The sequence below is a fragment of the Thermomonospora cellulosilytica genome (assembly GCF_014138835.1).
GTDB classification, from domain to species: Bacteria; Actinomycetota; Actinomycetes; order Streptosporangiales; family Streptosporangiaceae; genus Thermomonospora; species Thermomonospora amylolytica.
This window is the reverse complement of the sequence record NZ_JACJII010000001.1, coordinates 2,414,673-2,435,645: the sequence shown is the minus strand read 5'-3', so window position 1 is coordinate 2,435,645 and position 20,973 is coordinate 2,414,673. Positions and strand designations below refer to the sequence as shown.

General features: G+C 73.6%; 21 protein-coding genes. 11 read left to right on the top strand and 10 right to left on the bottom strand.

Translation table 11 applies throughout. From position 1 onward, the window contains the following. Positions 1-15: 15 nt before the first annotated feature. Together HNR21_RS11560 and HNR21_RS11555 are read right to left on the bottom strand one after the other, a co-directional pair. Positions 16-1,656: an AMP-binding protein gene (locus HNR21_RS11560; RefSeq protein WP_182705190.1), complete on the bottom strand. Its 1,641-nt coding sequence runs from the start codon at positions 1,654-1,656 to the stop codon at positions 16-18. Between the two features lie 75 nt (positions 1,657-1,731). Further along, positions 1,732-2,553 carry a LuxR C-terminal-related transcriptional regulator gene (locus tag HNR21_RS11555; RefSeq protein ID WP_182705189.1) on the bottom strand — a complete coding sequence of 274 codons (822 nt, stop codon included), beginning with the start codon at positions 2,551-2,553 and terminating at the stop codon, positions 1,732-1,734. A 229-nt stretch (positions 2,554-2,782) separates the two neighbouring features. On the opposite strand from HNR21_RS11555, the gene HNR21_RS11550 reads away from it, so the two are divergent. Then, positions 2,783-3,148: a DoxX family protein gene (locus HNR21_RS11550; RefSeq protein WP_182705188.1), complete on the top strand. Its 366-nt coding sequence runs from the start codon at positions 2,783-2,785 to the stop codon at positions 3,146-3,148. Positions 3,149-3,283: 135 nt separating this feature from the next. Here HNR21_RS11550 and HNR21_RS11545 read toward each other — a convergent pair whose 3' ends face one another. Further along, the gene (locus HNR21_RS11545) at positions 3,284-3,616 is read right to left on the bottom strand and encodes a cupin domain-containing protein (protein WP_119727183.1); all 333 of its coding nucleotides are present in this window, start codon (positions 3,614-3,616) and stop codon (positions 3,284-3,286) included. 71 nt (positions 3,617-3,687) lie between these two features. On the opposite strand from HNR21_RS11545, the gene HNR21_RS11540 reads away from it, so the two are divergent. Further along, complete coding sequence (locus tag HNR21_RS11540; protein ID WP_182705187.1) at positions 3,688-4,785, top strand: GlxA family transcriptional regulator; 1,098 nt, start codon at positions 3,688-3,690, stop codon at positions 4,783-4,785. On the opposite strand, the gene HNR21_RS11535 is transcribed toward HNR21_RS11540, so the two are convergent. After that, complete coding sequence (locus HNR21_RS11535) at positions 4,682-5,335, bottom strand: hypothetical protein (RefSeq protein ID WP_182705186.1); 654 nt, start codon at positions 5,333-5,335, stop codon at positions 4,682-4,684. The two genes, HNR21_RS11540 and HNR21_RS11535, sit on opposite strands and share 104 nt — an antisense overlap. A gap of 97 nt (positions 5,336-5,432) precedes the next feature. Continuing rightward, positions 5,433-6,083 (bottom strand): maleylpyruvate isomerase N-terminal domain-containing protein, encoded by a 651-nt coding sequence (locus tag HNR21_RS11530; protein ID WP_182705185.1) that lies wholly within the window; start codon positions 6,081-6,083, stop codon positions 5,433-5,435. Positions 6,084-6,444: 361 nt separating this feature from the next. On the opposite strand from HNR21_RS11530, the gene HNR21_RS11525 reads away from it, so the two are divergent. Further along, positions 6,445-9,783 carry a hypothetical protein gene (locus HNR21_RS11525; RefSeq protein ID WP_182705184.1) on the top strand — a complete coding sequence of 1,113 codons (3,339 nt, stop codon included), beginning with the start codon at positions 6,445-6,447 and terminating at the stop codon, positions 9,781-9,783. A 13-nt stretch (positions 9,784-9,796) separates the two neighbouring features. On the opposite strand, the gene HNR21_RS11520 is transcribed toward HNR21_RS11525, so the two are convergent. Genes HNR21_RS11520 through HNR21_RS11510 form a run of 3 tightly spaced genes read right to left on the bottom strand, consistent with a single transcriptional unit; the run spans position 9,797 to position 11,826 of the window. Further along, complete coding sequence (locus HNR21_RS11520; protein WP_220500130.1) at positions 9,797-10,399, bottom strand: CGNR zinc finger domain-containing protein; 603 nt, start codon at positions 10,397-10,399, stop codon at positions 9,797-9,799. A gap of 10 nt (positions 10,400-10,409) precedes the next feature. Further along, positions 10,410-11,321 (bottom strand): pyridoxamine 5'-phosphate oxidase family protein, encoded by a 912-nt coding sequence (locus HNR21_RS11515; protein WP_182705183.1) that lies wholly within the window; start codon positions 11,319-11,321, stop codon positions 10,410-10,412. 40 nt (positions 11,322-11,361) lie between these two features. Then, on the bottom strand, positions 11,362-11,826 hold the full coding sequence (locus HNR21_RS11510) for a VOC family protein (protein ID WP_119727176.1): 465 nt from the start codon (positions 11,824-11,826) through the stop codon (positions 11,362-11,364). A 199-nt stretch (positions 11,827-12,025) separates the two neighbouring features. Here HNR21_RS11510 and HNR21_RS11505 point away from each other — a divergent pair, with 199 nt between their 5' ends. Then, the gene (locus HNR21_RS11505) at positions 12,026-12,196 is read left to right on the top strand and encodes a hypothetical protein (protein WP_157995748.1); all 171 of its coding nucleotides are present in this window, start codon (positions 12,026-12,028) and stop codon (positions 12,194-12,196) included. A 159-nt stretch (positions 12,197-12,355) separates the two neighbouring features. Next, positions 12,356-14,221: a serine/threonine protein kinase gene (locus HNR21_RS34665; protein WP_312880986.1), complete on the top strand. Its 1,866-nt coding sequence runs from the start codon at positions 12,356-12,358 to the stop codon at positions 14,219-14,221. Between the two features lie 69 nt (positions 14,222-14,290). Here the strand turns inward: HNR21_RS34665 and HNR21_RS11495 are convergent, their stop codons facing one another. After that, positions 14,291-14,533: a DUF397 domain-containing protein gene (locus HNR21_RS11495; RefSeq protein ID WP_119727175.1), complete on the bottom strand. Its 243-nt coding sequence runs from the start codon at positions 14,531-14,533 to the stop codon at positions 14,291-14,293. Then, the gene (locus tag HNR21_RS11490) at positions 14,534-15,400 is read right to left on the bottom strand and encodes a Sco1979 family transcriptional regulator (RefSeq protein WP_182705182.1); all 867 of its coding nucleotides are present in this window, start codon (positions 15,398-15,400) and stop codon (positions 14,534-14,536) included. It lies immediately after the preceding gene. A 351-nt stretch (positions 15,401-15,751) separates the two neighbouring features. Between HNR21_RS11490 and HNR21_RS11485 the strand changes: the two genes are divergently transcribed. The 6 genes from HNR21_RS11485 (at position 15,752) to HNR21_RS11460 (ending at position 20,964) form a co-directional block, all read left to right on the top strand. Continuing rightward, positions 15,752-16,240, top strand: coding sequence for an ATP-binding protein (locus tag HNR21_RS11485; RefSeq protein WP_246442096.1), 489 nt, complete (start codon positions 15,752-15,754; stop codon positions 16,238-16,240). A 32-nt stretch (positions 16,241-16,272) separates the two neighbouring features. Then, a complete protein-coding gene (locus HNR21_RS11480) occupies positions 16,273-16,491 on the top strand; it encodes a DUF2277 domain-containing protein (RefSeq protein ID WP_119727174.1) in 219 nt (72 codons plus the stop codon). A gap of 128 nt (positions 16,492-16,619) precedes the next feature. After that, positions 16,620-16,973, top strand: a complete 354-nt coding sequence (locus HNR21_RS11475) for an STAS domain-containing protein (RefSeq protein ID WP_119727173.1) — start codon at positions 16,620-16,622, stop codon at positions 16,971-16,973. 375 nt (positions 16,974-17,348) lie between these two features. Continuing rightward, positions 17,349-18,620, top strand: a complete 1,272-nt coding sequence (locus HNR21_RS11470) for a M16 family metallopeptidase (protein ID WP_119727172.1) — start codon at positions 17,349-17,351, stop codon at positions 18,618-18,620. Next, positions 18,617-19,975, top strand: coding sequence for a M16 family metallopeptidase (locus HNR21_RS11465; RefSeq protein ID WP_182705181.1), 1,359 nt, complete (start codon positions 18,617-18,619; stop codon positions 19,973-19,975). The genes HNR21_RS11470 and HNR21_RS11465 overlap by 4 nt, the downstream gene beginning before the upstream one ends. Before the next feature lie 95 nt (positions 19,976-20,070). Further along, complete coding sequence (locus HNR21_RS11460) at positions 20,071-20,964, top strand: hypothetical protein (protein WP_182705180.1); 894 nt, start codon at positions 20,071-20,073, stop codon at positions 20,962-20,964. Positions 20,965-20,973 lie beyond the last annotated feature (9 nt).

Genomic DNA, 20,973 nt, shown 5'->3' with positions numbered 1-20,973 from the left:
TGTCTCCCTCTTGGATCAGTGCCCGGCGTCGCCGGGCAGGCCGAGGATCTCCACGGCGCGCTCGCGCATCTCCACCTTGCGGACCTTCCCCGTGACGGTCATCGGGAACGAGTCCACGACGTGCACGTAGCGGGGGATCTTGTAGTGCGCGAGCCTCCCCGTGCAGAACTCGCGGAGCTTTTCGGCGGTCAGCTCCGGCGCCCCTTCGCGGAGCTTGACCCACGCCATCAGCTCCTCCCCGTACTTGGCGTCCGGAACACCGATGACCTGCGCGTCCACGATGTCGGGGTGGGTGTAGAGGAACTCCTCGATCTCGCGCGGGTAGATGTTCTCGCCGCCGCGGATCACCATGTCCTTGATCCGCCCGGTGATGGACACGTACCCGTCGGCGTCCATCACCGCCAGGTCGCCGGTGTGCATCCAGCGGGCGGCGTCGATCACCTCGGCGGTCTTGTCGGGCTGCTCCCAGTAGCCCAGCATCACCGAGTAGCCCCGGGTGCACAGCTCGCCGGGCTCGCCGCGCGGCACGGTGATCCCGGTGGCCGGGTCCACGATCTTGACCTCCAGATGCGGGTGGACGCGGCCGACCGTGGCGACCCGCCGGTCCAGCGAGTCGTCGAAGCGGGTCTGGGTGGACACCGGCGAGGTCTCGGTCATGCCGTAGCAGATGGTCACCTCGTGCATGCCCATCCGCTCGATGACCTGCTTCATCACCTCGACGGGGCAGGGCGAGCCGGCCATGATCCCGGTGCGCAGGGTGGACAGGTCGGCCGACTCCAGCGCGGGGTCGTTCAGCTCGGCGATGAACATGGTCGGCACCCCGTACAGGGAGGTGCAGCCGTGCGCGGCGACCGCCTCCAGGGTGGCGGCGGGGTCGAACGAGGGGGCCGGGATCACCATGCAGGCGCCGTGGGTGGTGGCCGCGAGGTTGCCCATCACCATGCCGAAGCAGTGGTAGAAGGGCACCGGGATGCAGATCCGGTCCTGCTCGGTGTAGCGGCACAGCTCCCCGACGAAGAAGCCGTTGTTGAGGATGTTGTGGTGCGAGAGCGTGGCGCCCTTGGGGAACCCGGTGGTGCCCGACGTGTACTGGATGTTGATCGGGTCGTCCATGGTGAGGGTCGCGGCGATCTCGCGCAGGACCGCCGGGTCGGCCTCGCGTCCCTCGGCGACCATGGCGTTCCAGTCCTCGCCCCCGATGAGCAGGACGCGCTCCAGGCCCGGGCACCGCGGGCGGACCTGCTCGATCATCGCGGCGTAGTCGGAGGTCTTGAAGGCCGGCGTGGCGATGAGGGTGCTCACCCCGGCCTGCTCGAGGACGTACTCCAGCTCGTGCACCCGGTAGGCCGGGTTGATGTTGACCAGGATCGCGCCCAGCTTGGCGGTGGCGTACTGGGTGAACGTCCATTCGGCGCAGTTCGGCGCCCAGATCCCCACCCGGTCGCCCTTGCGCACGCCCCGCCCGTGCAGGCCGAGCGCGACGGCGTCGACCTCGGCGGCCATCTCGGCGTACGTCCAGCGGCGGCCGGTGTGGTGCTCGATCAGGGCGTCCCGGCCGGGGTGGGCCCCGACCGTGCGGTCGAAGTTCGCCCCGATGGTGTCCCCGAGCAGCGGGGTGTCGGACGTTCCCGACGCGTAGCTCAGCTCGACGGCCATGAGAGCCCCCTGTGACCGGCATCACGTATGTGTCAGCGATCAGGGTGACCTGGGAAGCGGCGCGCGCACTACTACCTAAAGGGAGTAGCCGAGGGCGCGGGCGGCGTTGACGGCCTCGATCCGGTTGCGGGCGCCGAGTTTGCGCATCACGCTGCGCAGATACGCCTTGACGGTGCCCGGGGACAGGCCCATCCGGGCGGCGATCTCGGCGTTGGGCAGCCCGGCGGCGGCGTGCGCCAGGGCCTCCAGTTCGCGGCGGGACAGCACGGCCCGCGGGACGGCCGTCCGCCGCGGCAGGGGGTCGCCGGTCATGCGGCGGCGCAGCGCCTCCAGGTCGGCGCGTACGGCGGGATCGGCGACCCGTTCGATGATCGCGCCCAGCTCGCGGCAGGCGTCGCGCAGGCGCATGTCGGCGGGCGCGCTCTCCAGCGGCGCGGGCGGCCGGGGCGGGGCGGCCAGCCGGCGGCGGACCTCTCCGGCCAGGCCCATCGCCAGCCGCTGCATCCGCTCGCCCAGTTCCAGCCGCTGCCGCAGCCCCGCGTACAGCACCCCGGTCACCTGGCCGGCGGTGACCACCGGAACGGCCATGATCGAGTGCAGGCCCTCCCGCGACACCGGCCCGTCGTAGTGGTGGCTGATCTCCCGCGCCCGCACGTAGTCGGTCACCGTGACCGGTCGTTTGAGCAGCATGGCCTTGCCCCCGAGCCCCGTCCCGTTGCGGATGACGAGATCCTGCAACGCGGCCGTGCGCGTCCCCCGCAGCCGGTGGATCACCATCCGGTCCCCGCCGGGCACCACCCTGGCCCCGAACGCGACGTCCACCCCGGCCCTGTCGACCAGCGTGGTGAGCGCACCGTCGACGGCGTCGGCCCACCCGTCATCCAGCCCCGCGACCATCTGCACCACCTCGCGTGACGCCTGTCACCTCAGTGTGACATCACGCACATTATCCCGCTGCCGCCCCCGTCCCGACCTGGCGGTACCCGCGGCTTTCCCGGCCGCATGCCCCGGATGCTATTGACGATCTGTCAATATTTGCTGGCGATATGCCAATATGACCCCCTCGCCGTCGATCCCCCTGGGGCATGCCCGAGAGTGGTGCCACCCCCGTGACGAGGAGACCGAGATGACCGACCGCTCCACCCGTGGCCTGGTGGCCCTGCTGGCCGGTGCCGGGACCATGCACTTCCTGGCGCCCCGCCCGTTCGACGCCCTGATCCCGCGCCGCCTGCCCGGCCGCCCGCGCGCCTGGACGTACCTGAGCGGCGTCGCCGAGCTGGCGTGCGCGGCGGCGATCGCCAACCCGCGCACCCGCCGGGCCGGGGCGCTGGCCGCCGCAGGGCTGTTCGTCGCGGTCTTCCCCGGCAACGTCAAGATGGCCGTCGACTGGCGTCGACGCCCTCTCCCCCAGCGCGCCGTCGCCTACGGCCGCCTGCCGCTGCAGGTGCCCCTGGTCCTGTGGGCGGCCCGGGTGGCCCGCTCCGCCGACTGAGGCCGCGCGCCTCGACGGGCACGCCCTGACCGTTGAACGGCGCCTCGGCCACGCCGACCCCGGCTCGGCCGAGGACCGCCGGTCATCTGTTACGGACGGCCGGTTCCGGGGTGACGCCGTGTGCCCATGGGCGGTCTAACCCTCCGGGTAGAAGAGGAACAGCGTGCAGCCCGTCGTCGTCTGCGGGACGTGCGAGGAGCCCGCGGGGGCGTGGATGAAGGTGCCTGCCGGATAGTCCCGGTCGCCGTCGTTGAAGACGCCGGAGAGCACGAAGACCTCTTCGGGGCCCGGTTCGTGGACGTCGACCCCCTGCCAGCGCGTGTTCGCGTCCATCTCCAGCACGGCGGCCTTCGCGCCGTTGTCCCCCTCCCACAGCAGGCGCGCGCGGATGCCTGGGAACAGTTCACGGACCGGGGCGTCCCGGACGGCGGACCACACACAGGCGGGCGTGTTCTGCTCTGTCGTCATGGGGGTCATCCTGGCGGCCGGCCGTCGCCCCGCCGAGTGTCAGGAAAGACATCGTGCGGTACTTTCCTGCCATGCATCGCGTGGTGGCGCTCGTCCGCCCGCCGCAATCGACCTTCGAACTCGCCTGCGCGGCCCAGGTGTTCGGGATCGAGCGGTCCGGACTCCCGACGCGGTGCGCCTTCAGTGTGTGCACCGAGCGCCCCGGCCCGGTCCCGACGTACGCCGGGTACGACATGCTCGTGACCGACGGGCTGGACGCACTCGACCGTGCGGACACCGTGGTCGTCCCGGGCTGGCTGCCCGCCAAGGAGCCGCCCTCGCCCGCGGTCGTCCGGGCGCTGCGCCGCGCGCACTCCCACGGAACGCGGGTGGTCAGCATCTGCTCCGGCGCCTTCGCGCTGGCGCACGCCGGTCTGCTGGACGGACGACGGGCGACCACCCACTGGGCGCTGACGGACGAGCTGGCCGCGCGCTTCCCGCACATCCGGGTCGACCCGAACGTGCTGTACGTGGACCACGGTGACGTGGCCACCAGCGCCGGGGCCGGGGCCGGCTTCGACCTGTGCATGCACCTGGTCCGCCGCGACCAGGGCGCCCGGTACGCCGCACATATCGCACGGACCATGGTCATGCCGCCCCACCGCGAGGGCGGGCAGTTGCAGTACTCGGCGCCGCCGCACCCCGTACAGATCGACGGCACGCTCGCGCCGTTGCTGGAGTGGATCACCGCCAGGCTCGGCGAACCCCTGACCATCGAGAGCATGGCCGCGCACGCGGGCGTCTCAACGCGCACCCTGGCCCGGCGGTTCGCCGACCAGCTCGGCACCAGCCCCGGGCAGTGGCTGCTGGCCCAGCGGATCGCCGCGGCCCGGGACCTGCTGGAGTCCTCCGACCTCCCCCTGGACGCCGTCGCCCGCCGCGTCGGCCTCTCCTCGGCCACCAACCTCCGCAGGCGCTTCCTCAACACCCTGGGCACAACACCGGGCGCCTACCGCCGCGCGTTCCGAGCCGGACCACGATACGGACGCACACCTGCGAGAAAAGCCGATCCTCAAGGTGGCGAGGCTATTGCGAGAAGACCCAGCCGATCGCCTGCCGGGTCAGCTCGTCCTCGATCACCGAGTTCCCCGGGCCCTGCGGCCGGGCCTCCTCCTCGACGGGGTCGGTGAGGTAGGCGCTCCTGGTGCGCGGGTCGGCGATGACGCCGTTGAAACGCAGGTCCCCCGCGAAGAGGAGGACGCCGTAGCCGTCGGTCATGGCATGCCACGCCTCGGGGCGGAACCTGGCCCGGTGCCGCCCGGCCACGCTGTGGTCGGGGGCCAGCAGGGACACCCGGACCTCGACGCGGGCCCCGCCGCCCTCCCCGACGCGTTCGATCCGGCACGGCCACGCCTGCCACGGCTCCCGCTGGAGCATCTCGCTCATCGTCCGCACGAGCCGCCGGTTCGCCTTCGCCGCCCTCTGGACCTCCACGGCGATGATCAGCAGCCCGACCGGCCCGACGAAGGCGATGATGGCGAGCAGGGCGCTGCCCCCGCCGCCGCTCGCGGCCCAGCTCCAGCCGAGGATGCAGAGCCCGAGGAGCAACGCGATGACGAAGAGCGTGATCCAGAGCGGGATGCGGATCCAGCGCGAGGAGGGGAGCTCGGCGATGGCCCAGGGAGTCATCTGGGCCGCAGGCCGGGGCGTGATCGCGTATCCGTACTGGCGGGCGAGCATGACAAGCAGTATCGAGCCCGCCCGCCCCCCGAACTCCCCATATCGACCGGAAACGGTCACAGGTCGCCGGTCGCGCTCCAGGCGGCGTTCGAGGGCGTCAGGGGCGGGGAGTGCCGTCCCAGCGCCATGTGGTGAGGCGGGGGCGGCCGGGGAGTTCAGCCCGGCCGGTGGCCCACAGGAGGGTGGGCCAAGGGTCCGTGTCGTGGGGAGCGTCCGGGAACAGGCGGGCGAGCACCCGGGCGCAGAGGTCGTCCGGCGGCGTCCAGGCGAGCCCCAGTCCCTCGGCGAGGTCGTGGGTGTGCACGAGGGTCTCCACGATCCCCATCGCTGCGAATCCCTCGGGGTCCGACGCCCCGTACGCGTGGTAGGCGCGGACGTGCGGCGGCCTTGCACGGACCATGGCCACCAGCAGCGCGCCGCTCGCCTCCAGCGCTTCCAGCAGCCCTGCGGGACCCGCCGCACGTTTTGCGTACAAGGCGTTCCCAGGGCCTCCGGGGCGCCGGCTCTCGTACGCGAACGGCACCGAACCGTTCAGAGGCGGCGTCCTGGGACCCAACTGGACCGCGTAGTAGAAGAGGTCGTCGCAGAGATGCTCGACCGTCTCCCAGCAGTCCCACTCCAGCGAGCCCGCCTTGCGCCCCCACGCATCCTCCGGCGCCTCGCGCAGCACATCGACGGCGAGATGCACGGCGCGTTCGAGATCGTCCGCCGTCACGAACGGCGGCACGTCCTGTGAAGATCGCGACATGCCCTGCACCGTAGGCGATGTCCTGCCATGCCCCCACCGCTTTTCCGCGTGAGCAGACGTCCCGCCACAGGGTGCGCCGATCGGGCGCCCGCGGCCCTCCAGTACGGGCGCGGGAACGCTCATCCCATCACAAGGCGGACCGGCCGGCACGGGCCAAGGATCCCACGGTCCGGTACGGCCAATCCGGTGCCGCCGTAAGGGCGAATCGTCCACGGCACGGGACCGGGCGCGTACGAGGGCGCATAAGAGCAGGCCATGGCGGGGACAGGACGATGATCCTCAATGGAACGATGTCAGGGCGTGAGACGCTGATCCTGGCGGGAATGCACACGCGAACGTGAAGCGGCGGCCGAGGGGAAGTATGGAGACGGCGCAGCACCCAGCACAGCCCGACGGGCCGGTCGGCGGCCCCCCGTCACCGCTCCACGAGCAGGTCGAGTCCGCCTACCTCCCCGTGGCGCGGTGGCTGGAACGGCTGGACGACGGGCCGCGGCTGGAGGCGGTCCGCGCCCTGCTGGAGGAGCAGGTGGCCGGGGACTGGTCGGACCTGGCCAAGCTGCTGGTCGACCCCGCCATGCTGACCCGGCCCACCGGCCCGACCGGGACCCTCGCCGTGCCCGCCGTCGACGATCCTCGGGCGCTGTTCTACGAGGACTACCGCCTGGGGCTGATCCCTCCGGCGGATCCGGAGCCCGAACCCGAGCCCGAGCCCGCCGAGCCGGTCACCGGCACCGCCGAGGAGATCGTCCAAGCCGCCCTGGACGCCCCGCACGCCCGCCTGATCCAGGCCCCGCCCGGCCCCGAGCGCACGGCCCTGCTCGCCGACCTCGTCCGCCGCCTGGCCGCCGCGGGCAGGCGCACCCTCCTGCTGTCCGCGGACCGGCCGGACGACCTCCTCGACGCCCTGCAGGACGTTCCGGCGATCGACGCCGACCCCTCCTCCGACGGCCCCGACCCCCTGGACGAACTGGTACGGCTCCGCCGCGAGCTGCTGTGGCTGGAGCAGTGGCCCCGCGACAAGGCCGCCGTCCAGGAGTGCCGCGAGCGCGGTGAACGCCGCCGTACCGAGCTGGCGGACGAGGAGCGGCGGCTGGTCGAGGCGATCGAGGCGGCCGGGGAACGCATCGAGACCGCCGGCCACCGGGCGGCCGAGGCCGTCGAACGCCGCGACCAGTCCGCCGAGGAGCACCGGCAGGCCGCCGAGGAGGCCGAACGCGCCCGTTCCGCCTGGCGGGAGCTACAGGCCGTCGCCGACGCCGCCGCCCGCGAGGCCGAGGAGCGCACCCGCGCCGCCGACGCCGCCGAGGCCCGCCACATGGAGCTGACCGGCCAGGTCCGCTCCTGCGAGCAGGAGCTGCAGGCCGCCCGCGACCGCGAGGCCCAGGTGAAGACCGAGCTGGCGCAGGCCGAGCAGGCCCTCCCGCAGGCCGAACGCGAGACCGAGCAGCTCGCCGCCGCGGCCGCCGAGGCCACCGCCGCCCAGCACGCCAGCTACTACCGGCTGGCCGCCGCCGAGTCCGCGCACTCGGCGGCCAAGCGCAAGCTCAACTGGGGCCAGCGGCTGCACGTGGCGCCGCAGCCCCGCGAGGTGGACGAGGCCCGCCGGCTGGTCAAGTCCCGCAGGCGGGAGGCCGAGGAGACCGCCGAGCGCGCCCGCGTCGCCGTGGAGGCCCACCAGCATGCCGAGGCCCTGCGCGCCGGGCTGGTCCGGTTCATCGAGGGCAGCCGCCATGAGCTGGTCTCCCTGGCCCAGACCCAGGAACGCCTCCGCGAGCGGCTCGCCTCCCTGACCGCCGCCCGCGACACCGCGTACACCGAGATGCAGCGGCTGGCCCGTGAGTCCGCCGGGGCCGTCGACCAGGCCACCGAGACCCTGGCCGCCGCCCGGCACGCCGCCCAGGTCGCCGCCGAGGCCGAGGCCCACGCCGCCGAGGCCCTCCGGGCCGCCGAGACCGCCGCCGCCGAACTGGCCGCCGCCGAGACCGAGGCCGCCGAGGCCCGCGACCGCCTGGCCGCCCTCGAGTCCGACCTGGAACGCCACCGCACCGCCGCCACCGCCGAACTGGCCGACCTGGAGACCGAGCTCACCACGTTCACCGAGGCCGAGGAACGCTCCCGCCGCCACGTCCGGGAGATCTGCGACGCCGACCCCGCCGACGACCTCCTGGCCCGGTGCCGCCAGGAGCACATGACCCGGATCGAGGACCTGTCCTCTCGCCTGGAGGCCACCCTCCTGGTCCACGCCACCTACGAGGGCTTCCCCCAGGGGCCCCACGCCCGGACCACCGTCTTCGACACCCTCCTGGCCTTGGACGCCGACCGGACATCCGACCCCGACCTCCTCGTCGGCGCCGTCCGCACCCACCACTGGATCCTGGTCGCCGATGGCCAGGGCCGCCCCCCGCTCCCCCAGGACGCCGACGACACCCCCGCCCCCGCCCCCGACCGCCTGACCCAGAGCGCCTTCGAACGCTGCCTGACCGCCGCCCCCGCCCTCTGCCACATCCTCACCACCGAGGCGGAAGGCCACCCGGCCGAAGACCCCACCCCACCCACGGACACGGAGCCCTCCCGCCTCCCCACCGACGACACCGCACACGCCCTGCCGCCCGTCTCGCCGAACGTGGCCCCGTCCCCCACGAACGACGACACAGCCGAGCCCTCGCTCGAACCCACCTCGGCAGAGCCCGACACCCCCTCCCCGTCGCCCGAGGCCACACTCCCGCTGCCTGCCGACCCAACCCCCGACACACCAGCAGCGAACCCCGCCCCGCCCACAGAGAACGCCAGCGCAGACACTCCCCACCCGGCCACCACCGATCCCGTCCCCACCCCGGACACCCCCACGGCAGGCAACGCACCCGTCGCCGAAGACCCGCTCCCCACCGCCGACGCCACCCGTGCTCTGCAGATCGTTCCGCCCGACATGGCCCAGCCCGCCCCGGACGGTGACGCGGTCCAGCCCCCGTCCGAGGTCCCCTCGGCAACACCCGACCCCGCCGAGACCCCCCTCCGCCCCTCCGACGCCACGATCCCGCTGTCCACCGTCCCGACCCCGGCAGCGGCCACCGACACGCCCTCGGTGAAAGCCGTCCCACCCACAGAGGGCGACACCGCCCCCAGCACCTCGGCCAGCCCTGACGAAGCCGACGCCACCACCGCCCACCCAGACGGCACCATGGCCGAGGTCCCCACAGCCGACACCCCGGCCATCACGAACGGCGGCACGCTCGAGGCGAGCGACGGCACCACCAAACCGCTGCCCCCCGCCCCACCCCTCAGCGGCACCACGACCACCGGCCCGTCCCCCCAGGCCACGCCGCAGCCGGAAGACGAGGCCACCGGCACGGAGACCAGGACACCCGCAAACACCGAACCGACTGCCGACGCACCGGCCCGCCACCCCGAAGACAGCACATCCCTCGGGGGCACGGCGACACCGACGACGGATGCGGTCACCGGAATGGACGTTCCAAGCCCAGCGCCCGCCGACGAAGACGGCGACGCCAAGGCAGCGCCCCCAGTGCCCCCGTCAGGGAGTGACGCGGCCACCGACGCGGCTGCCGGTGCCGAGGGCGAGCGAGGCGGTTCCGTTGTGTCGGCGCAGGCGGACGGTGCCGGTGACCGGGCCGAGGGCTCGGGGTGGGTCGGGCCTGAGGACGCGACCCGGCCGTTGAAGGTCGTTCGGGAAAAGGACTAGCCGCCCGGGGCGTTCAGGGGGTCTTGGGGCGGTGGCGGTCGTAGTGGCGGGCCACGCGGGCTCGGTTGCCGCAGCGGGGGGAGCACCACTCGCGGCGAGGGTGGTTCTTGAGGAAGAACAGGATGCAGCCGGTTCTGCCGCAGGCGCGCAGGGCGGTGCGGCGGGAGCCGCCCAGGATCTCGATGGCGGAGCGGGCGATGGCGGCCAGGGCGGCGTCGACGGGGGGCGCGGTGGTCCTGGGGGTGACGGCGGGGGCGTCGCCGGACCAGGACAGGTGGGGCCAGGCAGGGGCCAGGGCGGCGGTCTCGTTGAGGTGGTCGATCAGGTCGGCGGCCGGGGGGTGGCCGTCGACCACGGCGCGGTTGCAGGCGCGGATGGTGTCGCGGAGGCGGACGAAGGCGGGCAGGTGGGCCGGGGTCAGGGCGGCGACGGCGGCTTCGGCGACGCCGGGGTCGAAGGCGTCGGCATGGTCGCGTAGCCAGGCGGCCAGGTGGCCCGGCTCGGCCAGGCCCTCCTGGGGGGTGCCGCGCACGGCATAGCGGGTGTTGCCGAACTCGATGGCCAGGGGCTCTCCCAGCGCCGGGGCACCGCCGTCCGTCAGACCGTCCTTCTCCACGACCACCTTTCTATGGTGTCAGCTCCGCCACGGGTGGGTTGAAGCGGTGATACTCGCCGAACCGCCAGTGCAGGGCGAGCGCCCCCGGGATGGACACCACCCGGTCGATCTCGAAGTCCACCATCTGCCGTGCGCCCGGCACCGAGGCGGCGCGGCCGGGGTCGAAGTCCACGCGGGCGCGGCCGGTCAGGTGGAGGGTGTCGCCCCGTTCCCAGTCGATGAACAGCAGACCGGCGGCCGGGTTCAGCTCCAGGTTGCCGAGCGTCATGTACATGCCGTTCCCCACGTACTCGGGCCAGGTCAGCCGGTCGGTCCCGGTCACCTGGACGAAACCGGGGTTGCCGCCACGGTGCGAGACGTCGGTGCCGTGCCCCGGCGCATGGGTGGCGATGAAGAACGTGTCCGCCCGCGCGACGGCCTCCCGCTGCGCCGTGGTGAGCGAACGCCCCGTCACGGGCTCGCCCGGAACACGAGGCGGAACGTCCTCGACGATGTGGCGGGTCTGGATGTACTTGGGGCAGTTGGAGTACACCTGCTCGGTCCGGACGACGAGGCGGTCGCCGTCACGGCGCGCGACGCCGTTGGCCCGCATGCGGCGACGGGTGGGCGGCTCGATGGCGATCAGGCCGATGTCGTGCTCGTCCTCGTAGTGGACGGACACCAGCCGGGGCAGCGCGTCGATGACGATGCGCCGGTCCCCCGGCCCGGTCGTGACGAATCCGGCCGGGCCGGTGACCGCGTCGGCCCACACGGTGCCGTCGTCGGCGGCGGTGCCCACGGCGATCAGCCGCTGCCGGCGCAGGAAGCCCGCGGCGACCTCCGGGATCGCGGCGCGGGTGCCCGCCGATCCCCAGCCGTCACGGGTCACGCCGTTGCGCCGCTGCACGGCGATCTCTCCGGGGTGGCCCGAGTGGTATGCCATGGTCGTTCCCTCCGCCGATTCCGGACCGTTCGGCGATCGTCTAGAAGAAGCCGCAGGTGGGGGCCGTTCCGGAGGGGGCGGGCCGGTCCTCGGCGCCGGACGGGGCGTAGATCTCCAGCCGGATGCCGTCGGGGTCGGTGAAGAACACCCCGCCCGAGCCGGCGCCCTCGCCGTGCGCCACGACCCCCTCGTGGAGGAACGTCGCGCCCAGTTCGCGCAGGGCCTGTTCGGCGCGGCGGACGGCGGCCATGTCGGGCACCCGGAAGGCCAGGTGGTGCAGGCCCGGCAGGCCGGTCGGGAAGCGGCCCTCGCTCTGCTCCCACAGCGTGATCAGCAGGGTGCCGTCGTGGCCGAGGAACGCGAAGCGGCGGCCGGTCTCGTGCGACTCGTTCAGCACCTCCAGTCCCAGGGCGGCCCGGTAGAAGGCGACCGAGCGGTCCAGGTCGGTGACGTTGACGCCGACGTGGCCGGTGGTCGGCGCGGTCGTGACTGCGGTGGCCCCCATGGAGCCCTCCTAACGGTAGGAACGCATTGCAAACGTTAGACAGGATGCCACAGGTTTCTAACGAAGGGAAGGCGGTACATGCGTTAGCAGTCACGGGCATGATTCGTACGAAAATCCCGTACGGACGGAATAAGCGGTCGATCTTGGGCGTTCGCACCGGACGGGCCGACGGCCCACGCGACCTACAGGGAGGGATCCGATGAACGGCAACAGCAGCATTCTCCGGCCGAGGACCACCGACGAGCGCCGTCCGATCAGGTCCCATTCGCTGCGGGCGCTGGCGGTGGCCGCCCGGCTGGAACGCCGCGGCCTGGCCGCGGAGGCGCCGCCCGGCCGCCCCGAGGGCGACCCCGCGCCCGCGGCGGCCTGAGCAGTCCACCTCGGCCCGCCGGACGTCACGATGAGCGGCCGGGCGACCACAGACGGTCGCCCGGTCGTTCGCCGTCCGGCACGGGCCCGCCCGCAATGCCCATAAGGTGAAGCCCGGCACAGTGTTGCGCCCGAGCCCCCTGTGACGAGAGAGACCACCGTGACGGACCGGACCACGCCCGACGCCCGCCCTCTGCGCGCCGGGGATCCCGCCCGCCTGGGCGCGTACGAGATCCTCGGCCGGCTGGGCGAGGGCGGTCAGGGCTCGGTCTACCTGGGCCGGCCGGCGGGCGGGATGGCCCCCGGCGACGGGTTCGTGGCGATCAAGCTGCTGCACGCCGGGCTGACCTCCGACCCGAACGCCCGCGGCCGGTTCGTCCGCGAACTGGAGGTCGCCAAGCGGGTCGCCCGGTTCTGCACCGCGCAGATCCTGGACGCCGACGTGGAGGGCGACCAGCCGTACATCGTCAGCGAGTACGTGCCCGGCAGGTCGCTGTTCCGGCAGGTGATGGAGGAGGGGCCGCGCACCGGCGGCGCCCTGGAACGGCTGGCGATCAGCACGCTGACCGCGCTCACCGCCATCCACCGGGCCGGCATCGTGCACCGCGACTTCAAGCCGCACAACGTCATGCTGGGCCCGGACGGCCCGCGGGTGATCGACTTCGGCGTGGCGCGGGCGCTGGGCGCGGCCGGGGAGACGCAGAACGTCGGCACCCCCGCGTACATGTCGCCCGAGCAGTTCAGGGGCGAGCCGATCGGGCCGCCCACCGACATGTTCGCCTGGGGCACCACCATGGTGTTCGCCGCGACCGGCCGTCCCGCGTTCGGGAACGACGACCTGGCCGCGGTCATGCACCGCATCCTCACCGGCGAGCCCGACCTGGGGAACCTGTCCGAGCCGCTGCGCGGCGTCGTCACCGCCTGCCTGTCCAAGGACCCGGCCCGGCGCCCCACCGCCCGTCAGGCGCAGGAGCTCCTGGTCGGCTCCAACAACGCCGCCCCGTACGACATCCCCGGTGCTCTCCAGGCTCCACCGCAGCCCATCGACCCCGACGCAGGCGACACCCCGCGCATCCCGTCGCCCCCGCACGCCCCGGAGGGCAACACCCCGGCCTCACCCGCCGGCAGCCCCGGTGCGAGCAGCGACACCCCACCGTTCGCCTCGCCCCCATACGCCCCCAGCCCCGCCCCGGAACGCAACACCCCAGCCCCACCCGGCGGCGCCCCCGGTATGGGCGGCGACACCCCGCCGTTCGCCTCGGCCGCGACCGTGCCTCCGTACGCCTCCGCAGCAGGGGGCAACCCGCCGCCGTCCGCGTACGCCCCGGTCACGGGCGCGGCGGGTGCTCCGCCTCAGAGTGGGCGGCAGCGCGGCAGGCTGGTGCCGGCGGTGGCCGCCGCCGCGGTGACGGCGCTGGTCGTGGGGGTGTCGGTATGGGCCGCCACCCGGTCCGGCGGCGACGGGGCCGCGGCCTCGGGCACCGACGTGGTCGCGAACGGTCCCGGCACCACCCAGAGCGGCGACCCGAACGCCCCCGGCGGACCGGGGAGCGCCGCGCCCGGCAAGCGCCGCTCCCCCAGCACATCCGGCAAACCGACCGGCTCGGCCAAGCCCAAGAACGGCACCCCGTCCCCGACCGGCCGGCCCAGCGGAGGCACCGGCGGGGGCGGCGCCACCCAGCCCGAGCGCCCCAACCCCTACAGCCCCCAGCAGGTGTGCAACTCCGGCGGCCACGGCGGCGGGTACTACGTCCAGCGGTCCAGCAGCTTCCCCGGCGGCACCGTCTACCAGCTCTACAACGGCTCCGGCTACAACTGCGCCGTCACGATCAAGACCAGGAACGTCGGCAAGGCCACCAAGGTCTGGACCAGGATCGAGGCCCAGAACGGGGGCGGCGACAGCGACAGCGGCTCCTTCCAGTACTACGCCGGCCCGGTCTACGTCTCCGCCAAGGGCGTCTGCGTCCGCTACTCCGGCGGCACCTCCACCGGCAGCGCCGGCGCCCCCTGGGGCAACTGCGGCTGACCCGTCACGGACACCACGACCCCGCCGGAACGGGACGTCCACGGCGGGGTCGGGGGCGGTCGGCGGAGGTCAGTTGGGAGCGATCAGATGGTCGAAGTCACCGTCCTTGGCGCCGAGGATCAGCGCCTCGATCTCGGGACGTGAGTAGATCAGTGCCGGGCCCTCGGGGAACCGGCTGTTGCGCATCGCCACGCTCCCGCCGGGGAGCTCGGCGACCTCGACGCAGTTGCCCTGGGAGTTGCTGCGCCGGGACTTGTGCCACCGGGCGCCGTGCAGCTCGGCGGCGGGCATTCCGTTGTAGGTCTTGAGCATCTAAGTCTTCCTGAGAAGTTCGTCGAGCATCTCGACGGTGCGCTCGGGGGTCTCGCTGTCGACGCACAGGCGTTCCATCGCCTGCAGGTAGGCGTCGACGTCGTCGCGCTTGTCCAGGTAGAGGGCCCCGACGAGGTTCTCGACGTACACCACGTCCGGCAGGTCCGGCTCGGGAAACCGCAGGATGGAGAACGCCCCGCCCTCGGCGGCGTGCCCGCCGAACCGGAACGGCATCACCTGGATGGTGACGTTGGGCAGTTTCGACATCGCGATCAGATGTTCGAACTGCCCCCGCATCACCTCGGGGCCGCCGATCCGCCGCATGAGCGCGGCCTCGTCCAGCACCGCCCACAGCCGGGGGCCGTTCTGGGCGTGCAGCCGCCGGGCCCGCTGCATGCGCACCGTGACGCGACTTTCGATCTCGTCCTCGGTGGCGCCCGCGTTGCCCAGCCGGATCACCGCCCGCGCGTAGTCCTCCGACTGCAGCAGGCCGGGCACGAACTGGCACTCGTACGTCCGGATCATGGCGGCGGCCTCCTCCAGGCCGACATAGGCCTGGAACCACCTGGGCAGCACGTCGTTGTACCGGTGCCACCATCCCGGTGTCTTGGCATCCCGCGCCAGCTGCAACAACGCCTCCCGCTCCGCCTCGTCGGTGACGTCGTACAGCGTGAGCAGGTCGGCCACGTCTCGCTCTTTGAAACTGACCCGCCCCAGCTCCAGACGGCTGATCTTCGACTCCGACGCGCGGATGACGTACCCGGCCTCCGCGCGGGTCACGCCCTTGGCCTCGCGCAGCCTGCGCAGCTGCGAACCCAGCAGGATCCGACGGACCGTGGACCCTGCGCCCGGCGTCTCCGGAGTCACGCCCAACCTCCCGCTAGATGGCGGACAGCGCACTAAGTGTGCCACTGCAGTGTCCTCTCCGCGCGATCCCTCCGATCTTGAACGGGCCCCCGGCTCGCACGGGCTCAATGAACTCGCATGAGTCGGATGCACGTGCATCGGGCCTTGCATTCGCACGCTACGATGCGCAGGATAACGCACGGGACTTCCGAGCAACTCGGGCTGCACATCGAGATCGGACTGCGGGGTCTGGGGATGACGTCACGCCAGGTACGCGAGGAACCGCGATGGGGCTGGTCTCCCCTCGTGACGGCCGGTCGGCCGCCGGCCGGAAGGTGCGGGCACGGCGCCCGCCCGCCCGGTGCGACCCCGGTGCCGGAGTCCCTCCATCTGCCCCCCGACCTCGACCGCGCACTCGGCCTGCTGATGGCCGACGCCCCCGGAACGGTCGCGCTGACCGTCCGCCCCGACCCCGAAGCCGTCACCGAGGCCCGTCACTTCGTCACCGGCAGACTCGACGACTGGGACCTCGGCGCCCTCACCGACGACGTGGCCCTGGTCGTCACCGAACTGGTCACCAACGCCCTCCGGCACAGCCTCCCCGCCTGCGCCGGCCTGCTCCCCCCGACCGCCGTCCCCGGCGCCATCCAGCTCCGTCTCCTGCCCGGCCGGTCCGCGGGCACCCCCTGGCTGCTGTGCGGCATCCTCGACGGCACCCGCCAGGGCCCCCAGCGCAAGGAACCCGACTACATCGCCGAGACCGGCCGCGGCCTGCACCTGGTCGACTCGTTCACCCACCGCTGGGGCTGGCGCGGCCTGCCCCACGGCAAGGTCGTCTGGGCGCTGTTCCAGATCCCCTAGCCGTCGCGGCGGCGGGGAGGAGAATCGAAGACATGTGCCGCAGCATCAAGACGCTCCGCCCGCCGTTCACCGACCAGCCCACCGACGAGGACGTGCGCGCCGCCGCCCTGCAGTACGTGCGCAAGGTGTCCGGTTTCCGCACCCCCGCCGCCCACAACGCCGAGGCGTTCGACCGCGCCGTCGAGCAGATCGCCGCGGCCACCGCCGAACTGCTCGGCTCCCTACGGGTACGGGGCTCCGCCCCGCGCTGAGACCGACCCGGCGCACCGCGTTCCGGCGCCCGGCCGGATAGGTTCCGCCCGCCTGGGTATGGACAGCATCCGGTCGGCAGGACCCACCGGCCGAACCCGCCCCCAGAGACGAAAGCGCAGGATTATCCGTGGAATTCGCGGTTGAGCATCGCGTCGAGCAGGACGTCACCGTGGTCAAGGTGACCGGGGAACTCGACGTCTTCAGCAGCCCCCGGCTGCGCGAGAAACTGCTCGACGTCATCGACACCGGCCCCGTCCGCCTCGTGGTGGACCTCAGCGACGTCACCTTCCTGGACTCCACCGGCCTCGGCGTACTGGTCGGCATCTACCACCGCCTGCGCGCCCGCAACGGCACCATGTCGTTCGTCGGCGCCAACGACCGGGTCCGCCGGGTCTTCCACGTCACCCAGCTCACCAAGATCTTCGTCCTGTACGACGACCTCGACGAGGCCCTGGCGGCAGAACGCGGCGTCACTCGTTGATCGTGTGGGGGGACGACCCCCCACACCCCCCGCGGCGGATCCGCGCATCCTCGCCGGCCCGTCCTGCGCTCGCCCGGGGCTCGCTCCGGACGGGCCGGCTGCGGTGCCCGGACCGCCCAGGTGAACCGCCGCTCCGCTGGAGCTCCGCGGCGGTTCACCTGTAAGAGGTCGTCCCACGTCGCCGTGGAAGTTCTGGGGGCGCCGCCCCCAGACCCCCGTCCCGATTTCCGTTTCGATGGGGTTCGAGGTCCGTGACGGCGGTGCCGTGCTCGGGGCGGGTACGGTGAGCAGGAAGAATCAAGGGGTTATGCCGGCCTGCCGTCGTACGGGGGGCGGTCGTCGCGGGTGCGGGCATCGACGGGACGGGAGCGCTTCGTGGCTGAACAGCCGCTGCATGAGCACACGCTCGGCAATGGGCTGCGGGTGGTGGTCTGCGAGGACCACGTGGTGCCGCTGGCCGCCGTGAACATCTGGTACGCGGTGGGGTCGCGGCACGAGCAGACCGGGGTGGACGGCAAGAGCCGGACCGGGCTCGCGCACCTGTTCGAGCATCTGATGTTCCAGGGGTCGGCGAACGTGGCGGAAGGCGAGCACGCGGCCCTGTTGGAGAGCGCCGGGGCGACGTTCAACGCCAGCACCTCGTTCGAGCGCACCAACTACTACGAGACCGTCCCGGTGAGCCACCTGGAGCTGGCGCTGTGGCTGGAGGCGGACCGGATGGGGACGCTGCCGGCCGCGCTGACCCAGGCCAACCTGGACAACCAGCGGGACGTGGTCAAGAACGAGCGCCGCCAGCGGTACGACAACCAGCCGTACGGGACGGCGTTCGAGCGGCTGTGCCGGCTGACGTTCCCGCCCGGGCACCCGTACGCGCACACCCCGATCGGCTCGATGGAGGACCTGGACGCCACCACCATCGAGGACTGCGTGGAGTTCTTCCGCACCTGGTACGCGCCCGGCAACGCGGTGCTGTCGGTGGTCGGCGACGTCGACCCCGGGGCGGTGATCGAGATGGCCGAGCGGTATTTCGGGGCCATCCCCGCCGGGCCCGCCGCGCCGCCCGCCCGGCCCGGGGGGCTGGAGCCGCTGACCGAGGTGCGGCTGGAGGAGGTGGACGAGGAGGTCCCCTCGCCCGCCTACTTCGCGATGCTGCCGCTGCCGGTCGACGGCGGATCGGAGATCGAGGCCGCCGAGCTGGCCGTGGAGATCATCGGCGGCGGGACCGGGTCGCGGTTGTACGACCGGATGGTGCGCCGCGACCAGATCGCCACCGAGGTGTGGACCGGGGTGACCCGGATGGTCGGCGGGCCGTCGCTGGCCATCGTGGAGGCGGTCGGGCCCGACCCGGCCAAGATCGCCGAGGTGCTGGACGAGGAGCTGGCCCGGTTCGCCGCCGAGGGCCCCACCGAGGACGAGACGGCGCGGGCCACCGCGCAGGCCGAGCGGGGCCTGCTGGAGCGCACCGAGACGGTGACCGGGCTGGCCAACGCGCTGTCGGCGAACGCCACCCAGTTCGGCGACCCGGCCCGGACGTTCACCGCCGCCGCGCGGGCCGCCGCGGTGACCGCCGAGGAGATCAAGGACGCGGCGCGGCGCTGGCTGGCCCCCGGCGCCCGCACGGCACTCAGCTACGGAGGCGCCCGGTGACGACCCTCATCCCCGACTTCCCCGCCCGTCCGGTGCCGGGACCGATCCCGCCGTGGCCGTTCCCGGCCGGGGTGACCGGTCAGATCCCCGGCGGGCCGGCCACGCTGCGCTGCGACCTGCCGGGACGGCGGCTGGCGGCGGTCCGGCTGGTGCTGGACGCCGGGGCGGGCCGCGAGCCGGCCGGTCAGGACGGGGTGGCCACGCTGGCCGCGCACGCCCTGCTGGAGGGCACCGAGCCGGGCGGCGGGACCGCGCTGGCCGCCGCGTTCGAACGGCTGGGCGCCAGCCTGTACGCCACCGCCGACCTGACCTCGCTGCGGATCGCGCTGGACGCCCCCGCGACCCGGCTGGGCGCCGCGCTGGAGCTGCTGTCGGACGTGGTGCGCCGGCCCGCCCTCGACGACGCCGACGTCAAGCGGCTGGTCCGGGAACGGCTGGAGGAGATCGCCCAGGAGGACGCCGACCCCGGCGCGCGGGCGATGCGCGAGCTGCGGGCCCGGCTGTTCCCCGCGGGCAGCCGCCCGGCCCGGCCCACCGGCGGGTCGCCGGACACGGTCAAGGAGCTGACCGGCGAGCAGGTGCGGGCGTTCTACTCGGCGGTGGCGCCGGCCGAGGGCACCGCGGTGATCACCGGGGACCTGGCCGGGCTGGACGCCGAGGCGATGCTGGCCGAGGCGTTCGGCGGCTGGCGGGCGACCGGGAGCCCGCTGGCCCCGCCGGACACCGCGGCGCCCACCCCGGGGCCGCGGCTGGTGATCGTGGACCGGCCCGGCTCGGTGCAGACGTACCTGTCGTTCGGGCACGGGGTGCCGCCCCGGTCGCACCCGGACTGGCCGCTGCTGGCGGTCGCCTGCCACGTGCTGGGCGGCGGGCTGACCTCCCGGCTGAACGCGCTGCTGCGCGAGGAGAAGGGCTACACCTACGGAATGCGCGCGGGGTTGCTGCGGATGCGGCACTGCGGGGTGTTCGTGGCGCAGGGCTCGGTGCACACCGAGGTGACCGCCGACGCGGTGACCGACGCGCTGGGCGCGCTGCGCAGCATGCTCGACGGGGTCGGCGAGGCCGAGTGCCGGGCCTCGGTGAGCGCGCTGGCCGACCGGGCGCCCGCCGACTACGAGACCGCGCGGTCGGTGGCCGCCGAGTTCGCCGACGCGGCGTCCGCCGGGCTGGGCCCCGACTACCCGCGCCGCTACCTGGACGACCTGCGGGCGGCGACCGCCGACGAGGTGGCCCGGGCGTACGCCGAGCACGTCCGCCAGGACGCCCTCACCGTGATCGCGGTGGGCGACGCGGCGCAGATCCGCGGCCCGCTGGAGGATCTCGGGCACACCGAGATCACCGTCGTGGAGGGCTGACCGGGCGGCCTGTCCCGGACATCTGCCGTGCGGGACCGTGCCGGTGCGGTGAGCTGCGGTTAGGGTCGTCTCGCAGCCCTGCCTCGAGGAGCGGTATGTCGACCTGGATCCTGATCCTGCTGTGCCTGGCCGTCGCCGGGCGGGAACTCTACCTGGCGTTCGACCGCAGGCTGCCGCAGGCGCAGGAGGAGATCCGCCGGCTGCGCGCCCGGGTCGACGAGCTGGAACGGCGGCCGGACACGGCGACCGTGCCCGAGGAGGAGCCCGAGGACGAACCCGAGCCGCAGGCCGGGCCGCTGACCCGGGGGACGCCGCCGCGCCCGGCCCGGGCCAGGGCCACCGCGGCGGCCGCGGTGTCGGCGGCGCTGACCCGGCGGCTGGAACGCGAGCTGGCCGAGACCACGGCCCGGCTGGCGGCGCTGGAGCACCAGGTCCGGGCGGCCCGCGAGGCCGAGGCCGCCCGGGCGGCGGCGCTGGACGGCGTCGAGCAGACCGTCGGCGCCCTGCACCGCGAGATGATCGAGCGGCTGGAGCGCGCCGACGACACCGCCCGGGGCCTGCTGTACGCCGAGGAGGCGGCCACCGAGCCGCTGCTGACGGACGCCTACGAGCACTGCGTGGCCAAGGCGGGCCTGCGCGTCCGCGCCAAGGAACCGGTCCCCGGCGCCCCCTGGTGGACCGGCTACCTGCTGTCCGGCGCGGACCCGGAGGAGGTCGCGCCCCGCCTGGTGGCGCAGGCCCGCTTCCTGCCGGACCCGGCCGGCGCCTCCCCCCTGTCCGCGCTGCTCACCGAACTGGCCGCGCTGGACGGCACCGGCCTCGCCCGCATCGGCGCGTTCGCCGCCGTCCGCACCCGCGACGCCCTCCTGTGCGGCATCCTCACCGACGCCCCCGACACCACCGACCCGGTGGAACTGGCCGCCCACCTGGAAGGCCACGCCACGACCCTGCGCTGGGACCCGGCCCGGTTCGCCGCCGCGGTCCGCTGAGACGGCCCG